Annotated in this window: 20 protein-coding genes and 1 tRNA gene; 8 read left to right on the top strand and 13 right to left on the bottom strand. The window is 53.9% G+C overall.

Annotated features, from left to right (window positions below; genetic code table 11):
• The first annotated feature begins 5 nt into the window (after window positions 1-5).
• Together F3H35_RS17485 and F3H35_RS17480 are read left to right on the top strand one after the other, a co-directional pair.
• Entirely contained in the window at window positions 6-2,606 is a 2,601-nt protein-coding gene (locus F3H35_RS17485) for a PAS domain-containing sensor histidine kinase (RefSeq protein WP_149780827.1), read from the top strand.
• A 62-nt stretch (window positions 2,607-2,668) separates the two neighbouring features.
• Window positions 2,669-2,745, top strand: a tRNA-Arg gene (locus tag F3H35_RS17480).
• Between the two features lie 209 nt (window positions 2,746-2,954).
• Here F3H35_RS17480 and F3H35_RS17475 read toward each other — a convergent pair.
• Together F3H35_RS17475 and F3H35_RS17470 are read right to left on the bottom strand one after the other, a co-directional pair.
• A complete protein-coding gene (locus F3H35_RS17475; RefSeq protein WP_223228462.1) occupies window positions 2,955-4,181 on the bottom strand; it encodes a tyrosine-type recombinase/integrase in 1,227 nt (408 codons plus the stop codon).
• On the bottom strand, window positions 4,171-4,440 hold the full coding sequence (locus tag F3H35_RS17470; protein ID WP_149780826.1) for a hypothetical protein: 270 nt from the start codon (window positions 4,438-4,440) through the stop codon (window positions 4,171-4,173). Before F3H35_RS17470 ends, F3H35_RS17475 begins: the two co-directional genes overlap by 11 nt.
• Before the next feature lie 600 nt (window positions 4,441-5,040).
• On the opposite strand from F3H35_RS17470, the gene F3H35_RS17465 reads away from it, so the two are divergent.
• Complete coding sequence (locus F3H35_RS17465; RefSeq protein ID WP_149780825.1) at window positions 5,041-5,844, top strand: hypothetical protein; 804 nt, start codon at window positions 5,041-5,043, stop codon at window positions 5,842-5,844.
• Window positions 5,845-6,216: 372 nt separating this feature from the next.
• Here the strand turns inward: F3H35_RS17465 and F3H35_RS17460 are convergent, their stop codons facing one another.
• Complete coding sequence (locus F3H35_RS17460) at window positions 6,217-6,462, bottom strand: hypothetical protein (RefSeq protein WP_149780824.1); 246 nt, start codon at window positions 6,460-6,462, stop codon at window positions 6,217-6,219.
• Between the two features lie 281 nt (window positions 6,463-6,743).
• Window positions 6,744-7,130 (bottom strand): hypothetical protein, encoded by a 387-nt coding sequence (locus tag F3H35_RS17455; protein ID WP_149780823.1) that lies wholly within the window; start codon window positions 7,128-7,130, stop codon window positions 6,744-6,746.
• 132 nt (window positions 7,131-7,262) lie between these two features.
• Between F3H35_RS17455 and F3H35_RS17450 the strand changes: the two genes are divergently transcribed.
• Together F3H35_RS17450 and F3H35_RS17445 are read left to right on the top strand one after the other, a co-directional pair.
• The gene (locus F3H35_RS17450) at window positions 7,263-8,018 is read left to right on the top strand and encodes a winged helix-turn-helix domain-containing protein (protein ID WP_149780822.1); all 756 of its coding nucleotides are present in this window, start codon (window positions 7,263-7,265) and stop codon (window positions 8,016-8,018) included.
• Window positions 8,019-8,030: 12 nt separating this feature from the next.
• Window positions 8,031-8,762 carry a response regulator gene (locus tag F3H35_RS17445; RefSeq protein ID WP_149780821.1) on the top strand — a complete coding sequence of 244 codons (732 nt, stop codon included), beginning with the start codon at window positions 8,031-8,033 and terminating at the stop codon, window positions 8,760-8,762.
• Between the two features lie 153 nt (window positions 8,763-8,915).
• Here F3H35_RS17445 and F3H35_RS17440 read toward each other — a convergent pair whose 3' ends face one another.
• The 4 genes from F3H35_RS17440 to F3H35_RS18960 all read right to left on the bottom strand — a co-directional run bounded on the left by F3H35_RS17440 (window position 8,916) and on the right by F3H35_RS18960 (window position 11,016).
• Window positions 8,916-9,158 (bottom strand): hypothetical protein, encoded by a 243-nt coding sequence (locus tag F3H35_RS17440; protein WP_149780820.1) that lies wholly within the window; start codon window positions 9,156-9,158, stop codon window positions 8,916-8,918.
• A gap of 166 nt (window positions 9,159-9,324) precedes the next feature.
• Window positions 9,325-10,002, bottom strand: a complete 678-nt coding sequence (locus F3H35_RS17435) for a LuxR C-terminal-related transcriptional regulator (RefSeq protein WP_149780819.1) — start codon at window positions 10,000-10,002, stop codon at window positions 9,325-9,327.
• A 488-nt stretch (window positions 10,003-10,490) separates the two neighbouring features.
• Window positions 10,491-10,658 (bottom strand): hypothetical protein, encoded by a 168-nt coding sequence (locus tag F3H35_RS18965; protein WP_188130025.1) that lies wholly within the window; start codon window positions 10,656-10,658, stop codon window positions 10,491-10,493.
• A 178-nt stretch (window positions 10,659-10,836) separates the two neighbouring features.
• On the bottom strand, window positions 10,837-11,016 hold the full coding sequence (locus F3H35_RS18960) for a hypothetical protein (protein ID WP_188130024.1): 180 nt from the start codon (window positions 11,014-11,016) through the stop codon (window positions 10,837-10,839).
• 129 nt (window positions 11,017-11,145) lie between these two features.
• On the opposite strand from F3H35_RS18960, the gene F3H35_RS17425 reads away from it, so the two are divergent.
• Together F3H35_RS17425 and F3H35_RS17420 are read left to right on the top strand one after the other, a co-directional pair.
• Window positions 11,146-11,385 carry a DUF4160 domain-containing protein gene (locus F3H35_RS17425; protein WP_149780817.1) on the top strand — a complete coding sequence of 80 codons (240 nt, stop codon included), beginning with the start codon at window positions 11,146-11,148 and terminating at the stop codon, window positions 11,383-11,385.
• Window positions 11,378-11,779 (top strand): DUF2442 domain-containing protein, encoded by a 402-nt coding sequence (locus F3H35_RS17420; protein WP_149780816.1) that lies wholly within the window; start codon window positions 11,378-11,380, stop codon window positions 11,777-11,779. Before F3H35_RS17425 ends, F3H35_RS17420 begins: the two co-directional genes overlap by 8 nt.
• A 451-nt stretch (window positions 11,780-12,230) precedes the next feature.
• On the opposite strand, the gene F3H35_RS17415 is transcribed toward F3H35_RS17420, so the two are convergent.
• The 3 genes from F3H35_RS17415 to F3H35_RS17405 all read right to left on the bottom strand — a co-directional run bounded on the left by F3H35_RS17415 (window position 12,231) and on the right by F3H35_RS17405 (window position 14,937).
• The gene (locus F3H35_RS17415) at window positions 12,231-12,374 is read right to left on the bottom strand and encodes a HipA N-terminal domain-containing protein (RefSeq protein WP_223228461.1); all 144 of its coding nucleotides are present in this window, start codon (window positions 12,372-12,374) and stop codon (window positions 12,231-12,233) included.
• Window positions 12,374-12,625 carry a helix-turn-helix domain-containing protein gene (locus tag F3H35_RS17410; RefSeq protein ID WP_149780815.1) on the bottom strand — a complete coding sequence of 84 codons (252 nt, stop codon included), beginning with the start codon at window positions 12,623-12,625 and terminating at the stop codon, window positions 12,374-12,376. Before F3H35_RS17410 ends, F3H35_RS17415 begins: the two co-directional genes overlap by 1 nt.
• 248 nt (window positions 12,626-12,873) lie before the next feature.
• On the bottom strand, window positions 12,874-14,937 hold the full coding sequence (locus F3H35_RS17405) for a PAS domain-containing hybrid sensor histidine kinase/response regulator (protein WP_149780814.1): 2,064 nt from the start codon (window positions 14,935-14,937) through the stop codon (window positions 12,874-12,876).
• A 504-nt stretch (window positions 14,938-15,441) separates the two neighbouring features.
• Between F3H35_RS17405 and F3H35_RS17400 the strand changes: the two genes are divergently transcribed.
• Window positions 15,442-16,365, top strand: a complete 924-nt coding sequence (locus F3H35_RS17400; RefSeq protein WP_149780813.1) for a hypothetical protein — start codon at window positions 15,442-15,444, stop codon at window positions 16,363-16,365.
• Window positions 16,366-16,705: 340 nt separating this feature from the next.
• Here the strand turns inward: F3H35_RS17400 and F3H35_RS17395 are convergent, their stop codons facing one another.
• Complete coding sequence (locus F3H35_RS17395) at window positions 16,706-17,194, bottom strand: NUDIX domain-containing protein (protein ID WP_149780812.1); 489 nt, start codon at window positions 17,192-17,194, stop codon at window positions 16,706-16,708.
• Window positions 17,191-19,155, bottom strand: coding sequence for a polysaccharide biosynthesis protein (locus F3H35_RS17390; protein WP_149780811.1), 1,965 nt, complete (start codon window positions 19,153-19,155; stop codon window positions 17,191-17,193). Before F3H35_RS17390 ends, F3H35_RS17395 begins: the two co-directional genes overlap by 4 nt.
• Between the last annotated feature and the right edge of the window lie 232 nt (window positions 19,156-19,387).

The following is a 19,387-nucleotide window of genomic DNA, read 5'->3' as shown; positions in this document are numbered from 1 at the left end:
AACTGATGCAAAAGGGTCTGGCCACGCCTTATCGCAGCCCCAAACGCTCAGTCGCGATCGTGCTGCTGGTGTTTCTGGTGCTGACATGCATCGCGCTGGTGGTTAGCGCGCAGTCTTTGCGCGACCGGATCGACGCCGTCAGGGCCGCCGATTCCGACAACATGGGCTGGCTGATCTCGCAGTTGGACGTGGACTACAAAGCCATTCTGCTGGCGGCAAAAGGCTATGTGATCGCCACGCGTGACCCTTCCCTGAACGAGATCACCAGCGCTGACGACTTTGACGACGTCAGGTTCAAATTCGATATCTTCTACAGTCGCGTGGATACCGTTCTGGCAGCGATGACACGCTACGATCTGCCCGACGAGCTGGCGAAGGCGCTGGATCAATTGCGCGAGGCTCGGGCCAGCCTGACCACAATGATCGACGCGATCACGACACCGGATCGGGACAAGGTTCTAGCCTTCACCAGAGAGCTGCAACAGAGCGAGGGGCTGATAAGGGATGTCACGGTCTTGTCTCTGCAATACCAAGTGGGACAGACAAAAACGGCGCGCACGCTTGAGAAGGCGCATTTGCAGCGGTTCTGGTTGCAAAGCATCTTCCTGTTGATCGTGATGATCAGCGCCTCTTTGCTGGCGGCGCGGTTGTGGCGTGAGCTTGAAAAACACACCGCATGGATGCATCGGGCATCGGGTACGATTTCCAAGGTGATACAGGCAACACTGAACGCGGTGGTCGTGACGGATCTCGATGGGCGCATTCTGCTGGCCAACGCGGCGGCAAGCGACATTTTCCGCATGCCCGCCGATGATATGCTTGGCGAGAATATCGGGGATCTGATGGTGCCCGATCATATGCGTGCCAAGCACGAAGCCGGGATGCACCGCTTCAAGACCACGGGGGAGAAGAAGATTGTCGGCGCAGGACCCGTGCGGCTGGATGCGCGGCGCCCGGACGGCTCGGATTTTCAGGCTGAACTGTCGATCGCCACGGACACCGATCTTGACGGCAATCCCATCCTGATCGGGTTCATCCGCGATATCTCGGATATGGTGGCGGCCGAAAACAAGCTGCGTGAAGCGCGCGACGAAGCAGAGCGACACGCCGATGCCAAGACGATGTTCCTCGCCACGATGAGCCACGAGATGCGCACGCCACTTCATGGCGTCACCGCTTCGTTGGACTTGATCGACGCGGATCGTCTGACTGAAGAAGATCGGCAATTGCTTCGCACTGCACAGGATTGCAGCGACCGGGCGCTGGAGCAGATCAACAACGTGCTGGACATCACCCGCCTCGGCGAGCGCCGCGATGATGGCGAAACGTTCAGACCAGCCGTGATTGCACGCGAGATTGCCAGCGAGTTGTCACCGCTGGCGAAGGAAAACGGAAACCTGCTCGATTTGCAGATCACCGGCGTTGGCGTTGAAGAGTGCTATATCGGGTCACCGGGTGCATTTTCCCGGGCGCTCTATAACCTTGTCGGCAATGCGCTGAAATTCACCCGTGAAGGCCGGGTCGATCTGCACCTGACCTTTGATGATGGGCACATCGGCGATGGCAAACTGACCGTCGATGTGATCGACAACGGGCCGGGTATCGCGCCTGAGGATCACGAACGCATCTTCCGGGAATTCGAAACAGGGCGTCCGGGCGAATTGTTCGGGCCACAGGGCACCGGACTTGGCCTGCCGATCGTGCGGATCGCCGTACAACATCTTGGCGGCACCCTTGGACTGGAGAGTGCGCCGGGCAAGGGCAGCCGGTTTTCCTTCGAGATCCCGCTGCGCCCTGCCCCGGAGGAGCAGAATACGGACCAATCCCCTCCCGCCGAGCCATTGTTCAGCGATGATGTCACCAGCACGCAAACAGCCCTGGATGTACTGGTGGTGGACGATTCCGAGGTGAACCTCGGGTTGATGTGCGAAATCGTCCGTCGTCTGGGGCATCGGCCCGCGATGGCACGCAATGGAAAGGAAGCCATAGACGTCGCCAATCAGACCGCGTTCGATGTGATCCTTATGGATGTGAGCATGCCGGTGATGCGGGGCGATGAAGCCACCCGCGGGATCAGGAAAGCCGGCCTGTCGCGCGGCGCCTTCATCGCGGCTGTGACGGCCGTGTCCGATCCGGAGCGCACCCTGGACCTGCACGAGGCTGGGATGGACGCGGTGTTGACCAAACCCACGAAGCGCGCCGATATCGCCAATCTTCTTGCGGTCGCAGCAGCCACCAACCCACCGTCTGACCATCATCAACCGGTCATGTCGTCGTCGCATTACGCAGGCGTTCTGGATGCGCTGGAGCCGATGTTTGGCGAAGCAAAGGCACGCGAGCTCATGACCGCGGCGCTGGCTGATATCCCAGCCGAGATCATCCAATCAGACCCGTTGCAGCAGGTGACCGAAGCGCTGATCGATGGGCTGCACAAGGCGGCAGGCTCAACCGCGGTGGTCGGTCTGAACGAATTGTCGGGTCACCTTCTGGAGGCCGAACGCGCTGCCGACCGGGGCGACCTGGAGACTTTGAACAGGCAGCGCGAGAAAATCGGCAAAGCGTTGAGCGACTGCCAAGACGCGCTTGGGCTGGGGAATGTCGCCTGACAGGGTGTCAGGTGCATTTGGCTTTGATCTTGGCGCGGACCAGAGGTAAACGGACAACGCGCGGTCCCGTAGCTCAACTGGATAGAGCAGCTGACTTCTAATCAGCAGGTTGAGGGTTCGAGTCCTTCCGGGATCGCCAGTAAATCAAGGACATGGACGATAGGCGCCCGTGATGTTGGATCATGTTGGATCGGGCATGTTCCGGATTTGATCCAACCTGCGATTCCTTCCCGAAGGTCATGGTCCTTGGAGAAATGATCGCAAAGAATGAATTCGAGCTTTTCTCCGTGTTCCAGAGGCCAAGCCTGGCCCCTGGAAGATGTCTGGATCGCATCGGCCTGCATGCGATCACCGTTGGCGGCGCAGCTTGACGATCTGGTTGGCGCCGTCGCTGCGGTTGCGAGAGTAGCGGTTGGTGGTGGAGATGCTGGCGTGTTGGGCTGCGTCCCTGAGGGCGTAGGGATCCACCCCGAGGGTCTTGGCTTCGGTCACGGCACCGGCCCGGACATCCATCATCCAGAGCTCTTGCGGCAAACCCGCCGCCTCACGCAGACGACGCCAGACCTGCACCCATCCGCTGGCGGTATAGGGCAGACCGCCTGAGCGCATGGACAGCAGGACAGGTCCGACAGGCTCTGCCGGGCGCAGCAGACGAAGCCGGCTGCGGATTTCCGGCAAGGGGGTCAGATCGAAGTTATAGGGCTCCGGCAGGCTTTTGGCGGTCTTGGAAATCACCTTGGAAAAACAAGTCAGGTCCTCGTCGAACATGTCCCATGTCAAACCGTCCTGCCACCGCTTGCCCTCCCGAATGATGCCCCCTTCCTGCGGGTTTGCAGGCAGCCACTGGCCCCGCACGTCGACAGCGCGCAGGGTGAACTCGTACTGGATCAGGATTCCAACGGCAAAGTCCGGTAGGCCCGCTGCGTCGGCGGCCGCCACGATCTTGTAGATCTGATCCCGTGTGGGTGCCACTTGCCGTGCGGCAGGCGTCTGGAAGCGCATTTCAGCGAGGGTTCCGGCAACGGCTGCAGCCTCGGGGATCTGCAACGCTTTGCCATATCGCGCGACCCGCCGGAGCGTATTGAAAAACCGGTGGATATAGGAAATCGACCTGCCCTTTTGCTCCATCACTTTCTGGAGGCGCTTGATCTGTTCGTATGTCAGATCCTCGATCGGCATATGACCGATGACGGCCTCGAGTTTCGCCAGTTGCTGCAGATAGCCATGCTTGGTGTTGGCCTTCACCTCATGGATCGGCGAATACTCATCGTGCCTGTAGCGGGCGATCAGATAGTGCCACGTGCCGAAGCGTATTTTCGGCTGATCCAGACTGTCCCACCAGCGGATCATCTCTTGCGTCAGTTGCCGGCAGCGCAAGGCGCGATCCAGTTGATGTTCATCCCCCGGATGGCCCGGAGGACCGACCTTTATGGCCGGAACCTTGTAGCCGGCCTCCCGGTATTTGCGGGGGCATTTCCAACGGGCCTGTCGCGCTCCGGCATCCCGGCCCGACCAGGACAGGCAGGGAGCATAGAACGGGTCAGAGCCATCCCAGAGGGCGGGTTTAAACGGCATCGAAATTCACCTCGCTCCGGGTCCGATTGAGTGTGCCAGTGTTGGCGGGCGCATCAGGCACGCGCCGTCTATGGTCGATCCAGGCGTCGACATCGGCCTTGAGGTAGAATGTGGTCAGGGGATCGGGCTCCGGGAAACCCTCGGCTTCCAAGGTATCTCGTTTTTTCATGAACATGTTCTTGGACATGCCAAGGCGTTCGGCTGCCCATGAAATCGAGCCGAAGGCGCTCAGTGTGCTTAAGGTGGAATCTTTTGGCATCGTGCATGTATCCGTGTCCGGGAACTTGGGGAAATCAAGTCGACGATGGCAACGCAGAGCATCATGCAGGTCTGCATGGACGTGCCTGCGTATCTCCTTGGGGAAAACGAGTGGCCTCCCCCGAAAGGATTTACAGCGCCGATTTGAGTGTCTGTGCCAGTTTGCTCACGACTGAACGGCCTGAACTGACATGCGATGAGGGTTCACTAAATATTGCGCCTTGTTCACCACATCTTCAGGATAGAGCTTTGAAAAATGGAAGGCAACATAATACTTTTGCGACCGCTACCTAGTGGTGTGCACAATAGCTTGACGTTGAACGTTTCCCGCACTCACCACCTCTATTTATGGTAGTCGATTGGATCCCAAAGCGGTTTCTTGGCCTCGAATACTGCCCGCAAGGACCTTGTCGCCAAAATGGCCAATCAAGACCTAAAATAACAAAGGTCATACAACCGCTAGCCTTCCGACACGCCGTATCGAGCGTCACATGAACCAACTCCACTTAATAACACTGACTTTTTCAATTCATCAATATATTGAGCCAAACTTGCCGATGAGCTACTCTATGTAGATGGCTATATATTTTTAGGCTCATTTATGCTTGATTTTTTCCAGACAAGAAAAAAGGGCACGGCAGAAGACGCTGATATGTCTCTTCAAGCAATTTCGCCAAGCCAAATTCGACAAGACACGCAGGAAACTGCATGCATTTCGGAGGCAATAATTGCGCTTTCGCATTATTGCGGCATCGAGGTTACTGGTTCAGCCGGCCTTATAACCGACCTGCAACTCGCGTTGGCTTATCAGAAAATGGTGCGATCATTGGGGGAGTTCTCTCCCCAAGATTTTGCGCTGTATGTCTTGTCGATTGTTCAAGTTCGGGCGCAGAGCAACGAGGAAGCAGACAGGATAAGAACGGCAGCCATCACGTACATAGCGGATAAGAAGGTGCATTTGACACCTTCCATAAAAGCTATTTTTGAACAATCCGTTGATCAAATAGCTGAAACCAATTGCATGAACGGTCAACGTGAAGAGGCAGCCAATCCCGTCAGCTTTTCTTATATGTCAGGAGCAAGTGCGGCCGGGACCATGCCGCCCATGTCGCGATCCAGAAGAAGTAATCGCACGGTCGAACAAGCAGAAAAAGTTCACAGGCGCGTGCCGCGTCTTTCGTGCGTTGTCGATTACAACCGGCCTCGTATTCAAGGTCAGGCGATGACCAATGCAATGACAGCGAATTGTGATTTGAGCATTCACACACATGAAACATTGAGCCCCGCATTTGATTTTCAGCGCCTCAGGGCCGAACACTTTCGCAGGATGGAGTCATACAAAAAGACCCAATTAGTTCTGCTTTTTTTAGTGTTCTGTGCGCTGATGATGAATCTCATCCCGTAAGGAGTTCATTGTCTTAAGTGGCGCAACACTTTGAGAAATGTAGGTCTACGACATCGCTAATATTACGTCATAAATCGAAACAATTTTTTAGATAGAGGCGCATTGTTACTGTAAATGGGTCTGGGCTACTTGAAAATAAGAGCCTCGCATAGTTTGCGCTACTGGCGTTAGCACAGTTCTGGGCATTGAATTTTTTAAGCCGGCAGGCTGGTTTGAAAACGTTTTTTTACTTTCGAGATGAAACGAAAAATTAAGTTTTTTCATTATCTTACTTAATTTTGACGCAAGGCCGCGAGACTGCCTGTAAATGCGTCAGGAGCAATCCTTCGCCTTTATTTCGACATACTTTCGCCAAATTAGAGACAGTGTTTTTCAGAAATGCCGGTAGATCATCGCCGCTCGCTGCAACATCCTCGAATTGCGGAAGCGTTGGATCGATGCCTGCCCCAAGCCGGTATCTCCAAAGTGCTCTAATGATCCAGTGCTTTCGCACGATAAACTCGAGGCGCCGGTCGGCGCTGTAAGGCCGATCTGCCCAGAAAAGAGGATCAGATCCATGTCAAAGTCAGACCAGGAAGCAGCAAAGAAGGGCCTTGCAAAAGCGTCTAAGTCATCCACTGAGCCACGCGCCACTAGCGATAAGACTATTTCAAAACAAGTGTTCGAAGATTTCGCCAGTATTTGAATTGGCTGATCACGTTTCTGTCTTTCAAGCAGCCTATGATCTAACGCCGCGATGTAATGACCGACCCAGGGCGGTTGTCTTGTTGGAGCGTAGTTTGGCAATTGGCCAATGCGCCAATTCAAAACCTAGCAGCCTATTGGTATTTCAGTACTACGAGCGCTTTTTCACCGTTTAGCGTTTGGCTACGCGGTCACCCAATACTCGTTTTTAGTAACTAATCTGATTGGCATTCGACCAGAGGGAAAGCGTATCCGATAGCAGGAAAAGTGTCTGATATCTCGAAGCCCTGCTCCTGACTTGAAAATATCACAGACGGTTCGCGAACTTTGATTTTCTTTGGACCAGAACCTGTTTCCCAGACGATTGAATAGAGCTTCATAAAGACAGCGGCCCCTCCAGCATTGGTCGGTGCGATGCTGGATATCATACACTCACTGGTGAGACCTGTCTTGATGCATTTGGCAACTTCGGGTTCTCGGTGCGGCCAGTTTGAAACGAATACCAAGCGATTATCACTGCTGAAATCGCAATGGACGAAAATCGGGATCGACGCAAAACGCAGGCATGAGTTCGTCAATGGGCAGTTCTGTACAATAGCCATGCTCCATCTGTCACTACTTCGCGGCATGAGTGTAGATAATGCGCGATCGTCACCAAAAGAGTGTTTTTACTGCCCCTTTGAGCGCTTGCGCTAAAAAATTGCACGTCCTACGTGTTAAATGTAGGAGGCGTTATGGTCGACAGAAAAAAGAATGCGCTGAAAAATGGGTGCGAAACTTTCAACCCCTCGCGTCAGTCCAAAGTTTCTTGTCAAAAGATCCGCGAAGCGGTTGCGCATTGTGGGTCTGGTATTCACCTGATCGACCCGACGACCGGTGTGAACCTGCCAACAGGATTGAAGAGTTCCGATTTCGTCGTTCTGGCCAGCTCTGATTATCACCAGATTTGCAACACGGCGAGCCATCTCGATCAGGCGCAGGGGAAAATACCTGCGGTCATCTACTTGCCAAAATATGACGAAGTGGCCGAGTTGTTGGGGCTTCGCCTCGGAGTGTATGATGTAGTCCATCACAAGATGAGCACCCGGGTGATCAAGGAACGCATCACGGCGGCGCAAAGCCTTCACATTCACGGCACTGGACCACTTCCCTCACGAATGGTTGAGGAAAGTGCCGTCGCCAGTCCGCATATCGACGTCGACATTCAGAACCAGCATCTTTTGGTAGAAGGGCGAAAGATCAGTCTTACCCCTGCTGAAACTAAGATTGTCGAGTTTTTGTGGAACAGTCGCGACAGTCTGATCAGCAGAGAGGATTTGGCCAAAGCCGTGGACCCGAACATGCCCAAGACCAAAAGTCGAGTGATCGACAGTCATATCAAGCGGATCAGGACCAAACTTCTGGATGCCGGTATCTCGAAGCATTTGATCACATCCGTATATGGCGGCGGATACAAAATGGTCAGCGAACAACGTCTAGGTCCAAGCTGAAAAGTCGGACGCATGAAATTCTCCAACCTATCACGCAAACTCGAGCAGACTAAGGCGGGTAAGCTCACTCGAGATACTCTGGATTGGCAGTCAAGCCAGCCAAATGTCGCCTTGGCCGGCGTTGTGGGAAGTGTTGCCGTCGCGCTCATCACTCTCACCGCCGTGCTTTTAGCTGGCCTTTCGATCCTAGAGTCTTTGCTCATTGCTTGGGGTGCCCAGATGATATCGTTTATCGGCATTCTTGCTATGGGTTATCGGCGAGTTCGGCGCCAAGAGTATGCATGTCACAACGAAGACAAAGCATTTGGTGGATCATGTGATCCTAGTGATGTCTGGCGATCTTACGGTCGACTGACTTCTATATCATGTCCTTTGCAGATCGCTGTTTTCGGCCGGGACACGGTGCAAAGTCGTATTATCGGGACCGATCTTGCTGGTCTCGGGCATGATGTTCATCACTCCACGGATAGCGATGCTATCCTGAACAGCATCTGTGACCAGCCCGAGACCTGGGATCTACTGATTTTCGACCTCGATTCGGGGCCCTGCCTTGACACGAGCGTCGATGATCTGATGGATTTCCGACAAGCCTGCCCCCACATACCGATCATCCTTTTGTCCAGCACGGCGAAAAAAGATGATTTCTCATGCCATAGGAAATCGATCGGCGACGTCACATTATACAAGCCAGTCTTTCGGAACCGTTTGCTTGAGGGCTTGGATAATGTTGGGCTGGATACCTGATCAACGCCTTGATTGATCCAGTAGAAGACACAGCTTCGACGCTTGGATAGCCAAAACCCCAGAAAGATCGGCAAGACAGGTGCTAACACCAAATGACCGAGCAGGAGAGAGCAATATATCAATGCAATCGCTAGACTTGTCGGAAGCAAAAAATCACTTTGGGACCTCGGCAGGGAATATGAAAACTTCCTGCGTAATGCTGTCGTCGCCTTCTACGCTTTCAATATGTTTGCGCAGCTCATACGCCGCATGTTGTGCTTGAGACAAAACTGCCAAAAACGCCGCGTCATCCGCGCCATGGTTAACGTCGGGGTAAAGTTCAATCAAAGCATCGATCAAGCCCGCAACTAAAACAGACTGCTCTTTTGCTGCTGCTTGAAAATTATCTTTTGCCATAATTCCTCTTAATCTAAAGGGGCCTTGAGGAAAAGTGGCAAAAAATTGTCCTTCACACAACTAAAAGAACGGAGCACCGAACGGCCGCCAGTGCCTGCCCCTCCATTGAGAAGTTGCTCAAGCGTTCATACCGGTTCAATGGCCGCACCAATAACCATTCCGTCAGTTAAATGACGTTTAACCTTATGGCTTTTGCGACGGCATGCGCACGGTTTTTCGCATCAAGCTTGTTGCATGTAGCCCTGACTGTCATTTTGACATGCATGTCACTAGTATCAAGTCTTTGGGCGATTTCTTTATTGGTATAACCCTTTGAGATCATAATGAGAATGCTTTTTTGCACGCCATCAAGTTCAGTCCCAGCACCCGAATGATTACCCCTATGTGTCGAATTTAATCCCAAAACAGAGGCGGGGACAAAGACCTCACCGTCAGAAATTAATTCGATGACGCGCGGCAAAGCGTCCACGTTAAAATCCCCGTCTATAATCCCATCTGCACCCCGCCGCAGGGCGGCTCTCGCGAAGCCTGGATCAACCTCGTCGAAGTAAACCGCGACTTTGGGAGCATCACCATTGCCGATGGTGGGCTTGCAGCCTTCAATTGTCTGAAGTGAGTGCGCGCGGCCGTCTAGGAGGACTACATCTACTGCCATGGCAACGCATGGGTTCGACTTTAATTGTTGGTAGGTATCAAAAACCGATACGTTCGCTGAAGCTTTGGACCTGAGATAGAATGATAGTGCGCCCGCCATCACTTTTTTCAAACCAACCAAGGCTACGTTCGGCGGTGAATGCTCCTCCATGTTCATAGTATGCTTCTTCGTCATAATATCTGTTCCCATAGCGCGCCTCCAAAACCTATCCTCATTCGGGCGACTCTAAAATTTGTCTCATTTTGAGATTAATTTATGTATCGGTGCGCGCCATAATTGTAAACGAAATGTAGTTATTCTTCTGAGAGAAGTGTTAGAAATATGTCTCACAACCTGTAACTACCTCCGACGCTTGGAGTTCCGCCAATCCAAAGCAGACCGAGACTATCAAGTTACACTAACCGTATCTGATTTTGAGGCCATCAACCTCTCACCCTATGCCCTGACGGTCTCGCTTGGGAAATTGGCCCCTAGTATCTGGAGACTTTTGTGAGACTTTACTTTGAGTTTCAGGGCGAAAATTGGGAAAACTCACCCCGATATACAGGGTGAGTTTAAGGCCGGAAAAATCAGTTCCAGCATTAAGGTCTTCACTTCACTCTCCCAAGACATCTTCTTCCAATCCGAAGAAGAGATCGAAGCTGATCCAGAGGAGTTGATCGCCGCCGAAGATGAATTCAAACATTGTCTGTGTCCTTCCCGATGCCGGCGATCAAAGCTCCGAAGACCAGGACAAGGCCGAGTGTCAGAAGCTGTGACGCCAGGGAGGCGGCTAGGCTCAGGACACTGCTTAGGATGGCCATGAGGATACAGATGTATCCTACGACGCTGATGAATTTGAGCATGTGCTCTCCTTCCATCGGACAAAGTTGATGTGAGCAATGGCTCGCTGAATGTTCAGACGAAGCATCTGGTCACTCATGTCCTCCCCACGCTCAAGAATGAGCAGGGTTCGGATTAGCAGAAGATGATCATCAGTCAGTTTGACTTCGAATGGCTTCCGCTCTTTGTCTTGATTTGTCATCAGTTCTCCTTCCGACGATCAGTTCCCAGATATTTGATCGCTGCGAGGATTTTATCCTCTATCTCATCTGGATCGACTACCTCGCCACGCTCGAGCTCGAGCACGGCTTGGACGAGCAGAAAGGTTCCTTCATCCATTGTGATCTGGATGGTCGGTCGCTCATCGTCACTGGTCGTCATCAGCTGTCCTGGATAGCTTTTGGAGCTGGTTCCTTTTTTGGTGCTTGATGCTTGTTCAGCAGAGCTGACCCGATAAAAGGCCACCTGCGGGCCTGTTGAAAAACCCAACGGGATAGGTTATTTTCCCACATGGTCACAATATACCGAGCACATGGACTGCGCATTGTCATCTTCACAAACGATCACGAGCCTGCCCATGTGCATGTGTTTGGCGATGGGGAACTCAAGATCAACCTGGTTGGACCTGAAGGAATTCCAGCTCTGGTCTGGGCGCAAGGCATGAAAGTGAACGATGTGCGTCGAGCCGTGCAAATAGTCGAGAACCAGCAAGATGCTTTTCTTGCCAAATGGAGAGAAATCCATGGTTGAACTGACGGAAGCTGAAATAAATGCGGCCATCGAGCGTGGTCATATCGCACAGCAAAATGAACCTCGCGCAAAGGCGGCTCGATATGACAAGCGCAAAGACCGGATCATAGTTGAGCTGACAAACGGGTGTTCTTTTACCTTTCCCCCAAGGATTGCACAGGGATTGGAAGCCGCAGCGCAAGAAGACCTCGCCAAGGTTGAAATCCTCGGAGCGGGTTACGGCCTGCACTGGGAAGCCCTTGATGTGGACCTGTCGATACCTGGTTTGCTGACTGGATTGTTCGGGACCAAGGCCTTCATGGCTCGGCGTGCTGGACAGGCCAAATCTCCGGCCAAAGCCGCAGCCGCCCGCGAAAATGGTCGCAAAGGTGGCAGACCGCGTAAACCGGCGTGACGATTAAATTTTGATTAAATTCAGAAGGCTCTGCGCGAGGAAAAACCTTCCGGTTAGCCTACAGGGTCGTTTAGGGTGAAAGCCGGGTCTTGGTCGAGATTTCGTCCATAGGGAGTTTTCGGAAGAGTTTTGTCTGAGTTGTCTCATAGACGGTGCTTTTCGGACCCAAATCCGGGGATTTTTCACCTAGTCTCTCCCTAAACTGTCGACAGTTGAACCGAGACTTTGTGCCAGAAGTCTCCGTTCAACTGGAGACTTTTGGAGACTTGTCTTAAAAATTGCATGCGTTTTCTTTGAATCAATTTAGAGAAGATTAGCGCTGAAGCCGGCAACGGCTCCAATGACGGGCTGTAGCAAGCTACGACCTCGCGCAACCAGCGCGTCTCGTGAGGCAGATAAAGAAGGGTCCAGCCTCATCGGCTAGCTGGAGACTGTGAGCCGGATGAATTGACTAAGTGCCGAACAGACATTCCCAGCCAAGCCAGTCCTGGTGATACGCAAAGCCGATGGCGCCGCTGGCCTCGCGGCTCAATGTGCCGACGCGGCGGTTGTTGAGATATACGCGTAATGGCGCATGGGCTGGGCGGCACCCCATCAGAACAGCGCCTCGATATCCTGGTCATGACCCTTGGTGCGAGCGCCTATCCTGAACTCAAGGTCAAGAGCGGCAAGGATCGCCAGAATAGTCTCCAGCTTTGCACTATTCTGGCCTGTTTCGATCATCGAGATCGTCGCCTGGCGCAGGCCTGCCTGGTCCGCAAGCCGCATCTGTGACCAGTCGCGCTTCTTTCGCGCACGCTGGATGATAGCGCCTATCTGTCTGGGGGTGCGGGCGAGATCATTCATGTGTGGATTATGCGTTATGGCGTATATATTGTCAATATGCGCTACAGCGTATAATTTAGCTTTATACGCTGTAAGGAATAAATTCGGATTATACGCAATAGCGTATGTAGCACCCCGAAACCTTGATCCAATGCGCTGACAGTTTACCGAAAGCTGATGCGCCACACGCTTTGACAACGCTTCGCAAAATCACGCGACAGAATTCAAACGACTACTGGCTACGGACCCATTGGATGGATCGGCGCGCGTCACACCCGCAAATGCAAGGCAGCTGCCAGATCCGTCAGCTTTTCCTGCAACACAGTTGCGGTGTCCGAGAGGCTCTTGCCGCCCGGAGCCAGACCACCGGCTTCAACGTCTTTCACCCAGTTTTCGACATCCCGGAACCCAACCGTCATTGCAGCGCCCTTCAAGGCATGTACCTGCAAGGCGATTTCGGCGACATCGCCCTCGGCTTCGGCCTCGATGATCTTGCAAAGGCGACGATTGGCATCCGTTACGAACTTCCGGGCAAGCTCCAGCAAGCCCTGCATGCCGAAATCGGGCAAAAGCTGCTGGTAGATATCGGCGGCCATGACCTGTTCCAGGGTTTGCACCGCCGCGACCGAACTGTCGGAACTGGGCAGCACGGGCGGCTGATGATCGAAGCAGCGTGAGTGCGGTTTATGCTCGAGATTGAGCGCCGCCTCCAATTCCCGCTTCAGCGTGTCGTAGTCGATTGGCTTGGGAAGGATGCGGTCGACATCCAGCAATGCCGCCTGTTTTTCGATGAAGTCTTCCGTATGTGCCGTAAGGGCCAGAATGGGTGGCAGGTTTTCCTTGCCGAATTTCGACTGAAGAAAGCTGATCGCCTCGAACCCGTCCATCTCGGGCATGGAGACATCCATCAGAATGAGGTCATATTTGCCGGGTGCGAATGCCTCGATCGCGCTGCGGCCGGTCTCGGCGAGGTCGCTCTGCAGACCCATGCGGCGCGTAAAGGTCATGAAGAGTTTCTGATTGATGACATTGTCTTCGGCCACCAGAATCCTGCGACCGTCCAGCCCCAACGCGGGACGCGGATCTGCCTGGGGCGCATCCACATCCCGTTCAGTCGTCGCGGCGACGTCCAACTCGAACCAGAAGGTCGATCCCTCTCCGGGTTGGCTTTCGACGCCGATATCGCCATTCAGTTTCTCGACGATGCGCTTGCAAATGGCCAGCCCAAGCCCCGTACCGTTCGCAGCGGCGGTCAACGGGTTGTCTATCTGGGAAAAATCCCTGAACAGGTTCGGCTGATCCTGTGCCGAAATCCCGATCCCGAAATCTTCCACTTCCACCTTCAGGCGGCATGTCTTGCTGTGCTGGTGGGCGTCGGCGCGGATGATGATCGGCCCGGTCTCGGAATAGCGCAGCGCATTGCTGACGAGGTTCGAAATCAACTGGCGCAGACGGTTCGCATCCCCGAGAAAATAGCGGGGCACGGTCGGGCCGATCTCCATGGTGATCTCCCGACCCCGCGCATTATCCGCAGAGGCCGCAAGGATACGGACCCCGTCAATCACAGCCCGGAGATCGACCGCTTCCTGCTCAAAGACCAGCACACCCGCTTCCATCTTGGAGACGTCCAGAACATCATCGACGATCCGGTTGAGCCCCCTGCCCGCCAGTTTCGCATAATTGAGAAGTTCGACCTTTTCAGGATCGGTTTCGTCAAGTGCCATCAGATCGATGATGCCCAACAAACCACCAAGCGGTGTGCGTATTTCATGGTTCATCGTCGCGATGAAGCGGCTGCGCGCCATCGAGGCCGCTTCGGCATGTTCAAGCGCCTTCTGCAAGGCATCGGTGGCCATCTTGCGATCCTGAACATCACGACCGATCCCCAACATGCCCCGAAAATTCTGCGCTGAATCGAACAGCGGCGCGGCATTTGTGTCATGCCAGCGCCAGGTCCCGTTCGTGTGGCGCACGCGGTATTCCAGCCCGGCCTCGGCCTGCCGATTTGCGACCACTCTTTCGAAGAAGGCCTGGCAGACTGGCAGGTCATCAGGATGAATGACGCTGGCAAAGTGCTGACCGACCAACTCGTCCTGCTGGTACCCGAGCACGTCGAGGATTTTGGGGGACAGGAACTCGAACGTCCCATCCGGAGACAGGATATAGACGACATCGTTGGCCGTATCGAGGAACGATCTGAATTTCTGATCGCTTTCCCGAAGCTGTTCTCGCGTCTCCTCGAGCGCAAGACGGGCCTGTTCCAGCTTGGCCTCCGCATCCAGGCGCCTGCGTTTTTCAGCGTCATACAAAGCCTGCATATCGTGCTGCTTCATGGGCAAGCATCCATCTCATAAAACGTCATGCGGACGCGCGTTTCGCCGCGATGCAGGATTGGCATCGTGGCCGAAGCCCGGCCTTTCATATGGAATTGGGATTCTTTCAACGAAATACGCTGGCACCCGATAAGGCTGCAGCGTAATGCACTGGTTGCCACTTGCTCGGCGGCAGGTTCAAGATGAGATGAAGCCCGCGTACCCGATAGCCCCTTTAATGGGAAATTTACGGATGATTCACAAGGCTGGATCCCCTTCCACACAACTATCGTTCGAAACCGCGCGACCTTAAAGGAAGCCAAACAGTCTTATGCGTTCACCACCGCCCACAGGCGTTGAGGTAGCCTTGCGGGCAAAACGTTGCGCGTCATGCGGTTCGTCATGGCCGATGATCGGCTGGGTCTTGGCGGCTTACTTCCCTCCCAGTTCACAAGGTGAGGATGGGGAAGGGATACAGCACCTGCATGCTGACGCAGAACAAAAACTGTGTTGAGGCAGACGAAGATGAAAAACCTGTTCGACATACGCTTCACCGCGCGGGACCGCCGCGTTGACGATGAGGTCCTGCTGGCGGAACAGGCGGACGGCCTTGAAGAGGTGGTGAAGGCTGAGGGTGTCTCAAACCGGGAGCACACTCCCGAGCCGACCTGGCTTCAGACCACCAGTCAGTGGATCCCGGCATGGCGGTCTCAGGCCCGAGACATATACCTGCGATGGTCGGTGGCCGACAGGGCCTTGCGATCTGCGCGGCTGGCCTGCACGACCATGCCCGACCCCTACGACATTGCCGGTATTCGCCCGGGCGAAGCCGGCTATCAACGCAGACCGCTGGTATCATGGTCGCCAAGCGAGGCCGAGACCGCACATGAGCAGGCCATCGACATGGTCGCGCGTCTCACGCTGCGCAATCTTGTGGATATGATCGAGCAATCGATCCTGCAGGCCCATGAGATCATGCTGCTGAGTCACCCTCATGCGTTGCTTGAACAGCCCGACGCCAAGGGCCTCAAACGGCTTTATGAGCGGAGGCTCGACAATCCCGACGCCTGGCGGAAATCATGGACCAAATTCATCGCCAAGTGGCGCCGCGACAGAAGCCCTAATGAGATCAGCAATGTCGTACAGCGGTACTGGACGGAGGCGCGGCTATTCCTGCCGGTCGGCTATGAGCCCTCAACGCTGGACCAGGTCAACGCGTTTATGGCCGTCATCCTTGCGGTCAGGGATCACATCGCGAACCGCTCAAAGCATGTGGATGCCAAACTGGCCGAGCTGAGCACCCAGATCGACAGCCCCGGGTTTTCTTATAATCGCGGTGACGTATTTGAGGTCCGCGGCGCGCAAATGGAATTGATCGAGGCCTTCTATGCCGAATATCTTGAGATGCTGTCCCTGACGCTCAAGGCAAAACCCGTCGTTCAGAGCTGAGCAGTTGGTTTTATTCGTTAGGCAGTCTGGCAAACTTGTTCATTCTCACGGAAATGGAGGAGTAAAGTTTTTAACTTTGCGGCCTAGCCTGTTTTGTTCTAGCCCTTGATTTGGCTTTGTCGCTAAAGCTTCAATCGGAATATCTGCGTTTAATGCAAAGTGGGATCTGGAGCACGCCGAGCACAACGTTTGGGGCTGATCGATCCTTGATTACTTCGTCGACGATCCCGATATCATCGCCCGCTTCAAGAGGCGCGCCACTGCGGTAAAAACTAGGCAGCACACCCATTAGTCTCTTTTCATTCCCAAGGCCTAGCGCTTCAATTGGATTTGCGACTACTCACCAAGCTTCGGATTGGTCCGCGCCCTCGACAATCTCACGCATCCGTCGCTCGGTACCAGCATCGGTCCCTTCAGGCAGAGCATTCAGATCAAAAAAGCCATATTCCGCTATCTCCATGCTGGGCGGTTTTTGAGGCATTTTGCCATCAACTTGGCATCGATAGACGAGCACATGATCCCGGCTACTTATTGAAGAATTGTGAAACACGCCGAGCAGTTCAGGCGTCCCACGTAGCCTCAAACCTGTTTCCTGTTGCAATTCAATGCGCAGAGCGTCTTCTGCCGTCTGGCCTTTTCCCACGCCTCCGCCCGGAAAGTACCAGCCAGGCGTATAGGTATGGCTCACGAGCAGGAACTTTCCATCATCGGATTGCACAATCGCCCGCACCCCAAGGGTCAATCCGCGCGTTAATACAAAATATGAGTGGAGCAAGCGACTAATAAGCATGCCCACAATGCTACGCTTTTTATCCGGTGACGCCTTCATGCGCGAACGTCCTTCGCAGTTAAGCTGTGCTGATCTTGGACACTCCCCTGCTGCACGTCCCAAAGCAAGTCAGATATATCACGGCTCAGCGGCGCGTAATCCAAAGGCAATTCATGGAGAATGGAAACAATTCCCGGTAAATTATAGTCTTCGCAAACTGCAAGCAGACGGTTTAGGACCACCATAAGATCTCCCATTGGCAGGGAGACTTCCGATGCCGTCATGATGCGCGGGTGAAGGGTCGGAGATGGATCGTTTCCGATCAATAGTTCTTCGTAGAGTTTTTCGCCTTTCCGCAAACCAGTGATGCAGATCGGGATATCGCCCTCGTCAGGAAGAATTCGGTCGGCGTGGTCGACCATGTACGGTGTCAACCCCTGCAGTTTGACCATACTGATCGCCAAGTCCATGATTTTGACGGGTTTTCCCATGTCTAAAACAAACACATCGCCGCCCTGCCCCATAGCGCCGGCCTGAATCACCAGTTGAGATGCCTCCGGAATCGTCATGAAATAGCGATTGATGTTTTCATGCGTGACAGTAATCGGGCCCCCGCTCTCGATCTGTGCGCGAAATCTTGGGATCACTGAGCCGGAAGACCCAAGTACATTCCCAAAGCGCACCATAGAAAAGACAGTCGACGTCCTCTCCTGCGCACTGGCTTGACAGATGAGTTCTGCAATGCGCTTGCTCGCACCCATGACATTTGTCGGGCGTACAGCCTTGTCGGTCGAAACAAGAATAAACTTTTCCACCTTGAGCTTTTTCGCAGCCGATGCGATCGCAAGTGTCCCAAATACGTTGTTGCGAATACCCTCGACCACGTTTTCCTCTACAAGAGGCACATGCTTATAGGCAGCCGCATGATAGATGGTCTGCACCTCAAACGCCTTGATTGCGGTTTCAAGTCGGCGGCCATGCTGGACGGATCCCAAGATGGGTACAATCTTTGTCGGGTATTGCTGCCGTTTGGTTGTCGCTGACAGCTCGTCCGCGATGGCATATAGAGAAAATTCCGACATCTCATAGAGAACGAGAGTTGCGGGGTGTTGGGTTAAGATTTGCCGGCAAAGCTCACTGCCGATCGATCCACCCGCGCCGGAGACCATCACCACTCGCCCGGCAATGTCTTTTGCCAAAAGCTCCGTATCTGGAGCAACAGGATCACGGCCGAGCAAGTCCTCCGCAGACACTGTCCGCAGTTCCGATATCTTTGATTTCCCACTGATGATATCGGCCATACCCGGAATCGTTTTAATCTCCACGTGCAAGTCCTCGAGGGTGCTCACGATTTCACGTCGACGCGCCCGTCTCAAGCTGGGTATTGCCAGCAAGACGACGTGAGCCCCGGTTTTCTTGATGAGCCGAGGAAGCTGATCCGGCGCAAATACGGTTAAACCGCCCACCGCCAAGTTCTGGAGATTTGGATTGTCGTCAATCAATGCAACCGGCGTATATTCCCGACCATGGAAAAGGGAGTTTAGAAGCTGAAGCCCCGCATCTCCCGCGCCATAGATAATGACAGGGCGTTTGTGGACATGCGTCGGCTTGCGGAAAAACGTGCGTGCCACAAAGCGCAATCCCCCAATGGACAGAAAAGCGAAAACGGCAAAAATGATCGGAACAGACCGTGGGAGACCGGCGTCAACGGCTAAGCCTGCAAGATAGAGAATAATGGCAGCAAGTAGTGTGCTCTTGCCGATGATGACCAAAATCTTGCCGGTCACATATCGCACCAGCGCGCGGTAAAGCCCCCAAAAGTGAAACGCGAAGAGGGCAGTAACGAGAGCAATTGAAAGCGCAATCCAGACTTCCGGTTTAGCGGCAAACTGAACACTTTCGAGGCGCAACAGCATCGCCGCGAAGAACGAAAGCATAATCAACACTGCATCCAATAACAGCTGGACAAGTACTTTCGTCCGGCGATTCAGCCGCGCGAGATACTTAATAATGTTTGGCATAACCTGTTATCCAAGAGAGTAAATATACAGCAATCGCTCTCGCCAAGACCCATGCTTCGACAGGGTTCGGGATGCTGGAGAAGACCTGTCACCTTGGTCAGTTGCTTACTCAGTGCCAGGAGTTGCTGCGCCACGCCGTACACGAGGCCCAATCTGGGACAGACTGTTCTCGCCTAGCCTGCCTAGTCGATTTACAGTAAATTATCTTGGACAGACATTTTGCAGGCGATGA

This window comes from Roseovarius litoreus (assembly GCF_900142765.1).
Taxonomy (GTDB): Bacteria; Pseudomonadota; Alphaproteobacteria; order Rhodobacterales; family Rhodobacteraceae; genus Roseovarius; species Roseovarius litoreus.
This window is presented reverse-complemented; position numbering and strand designations above follow the sequence as displayed.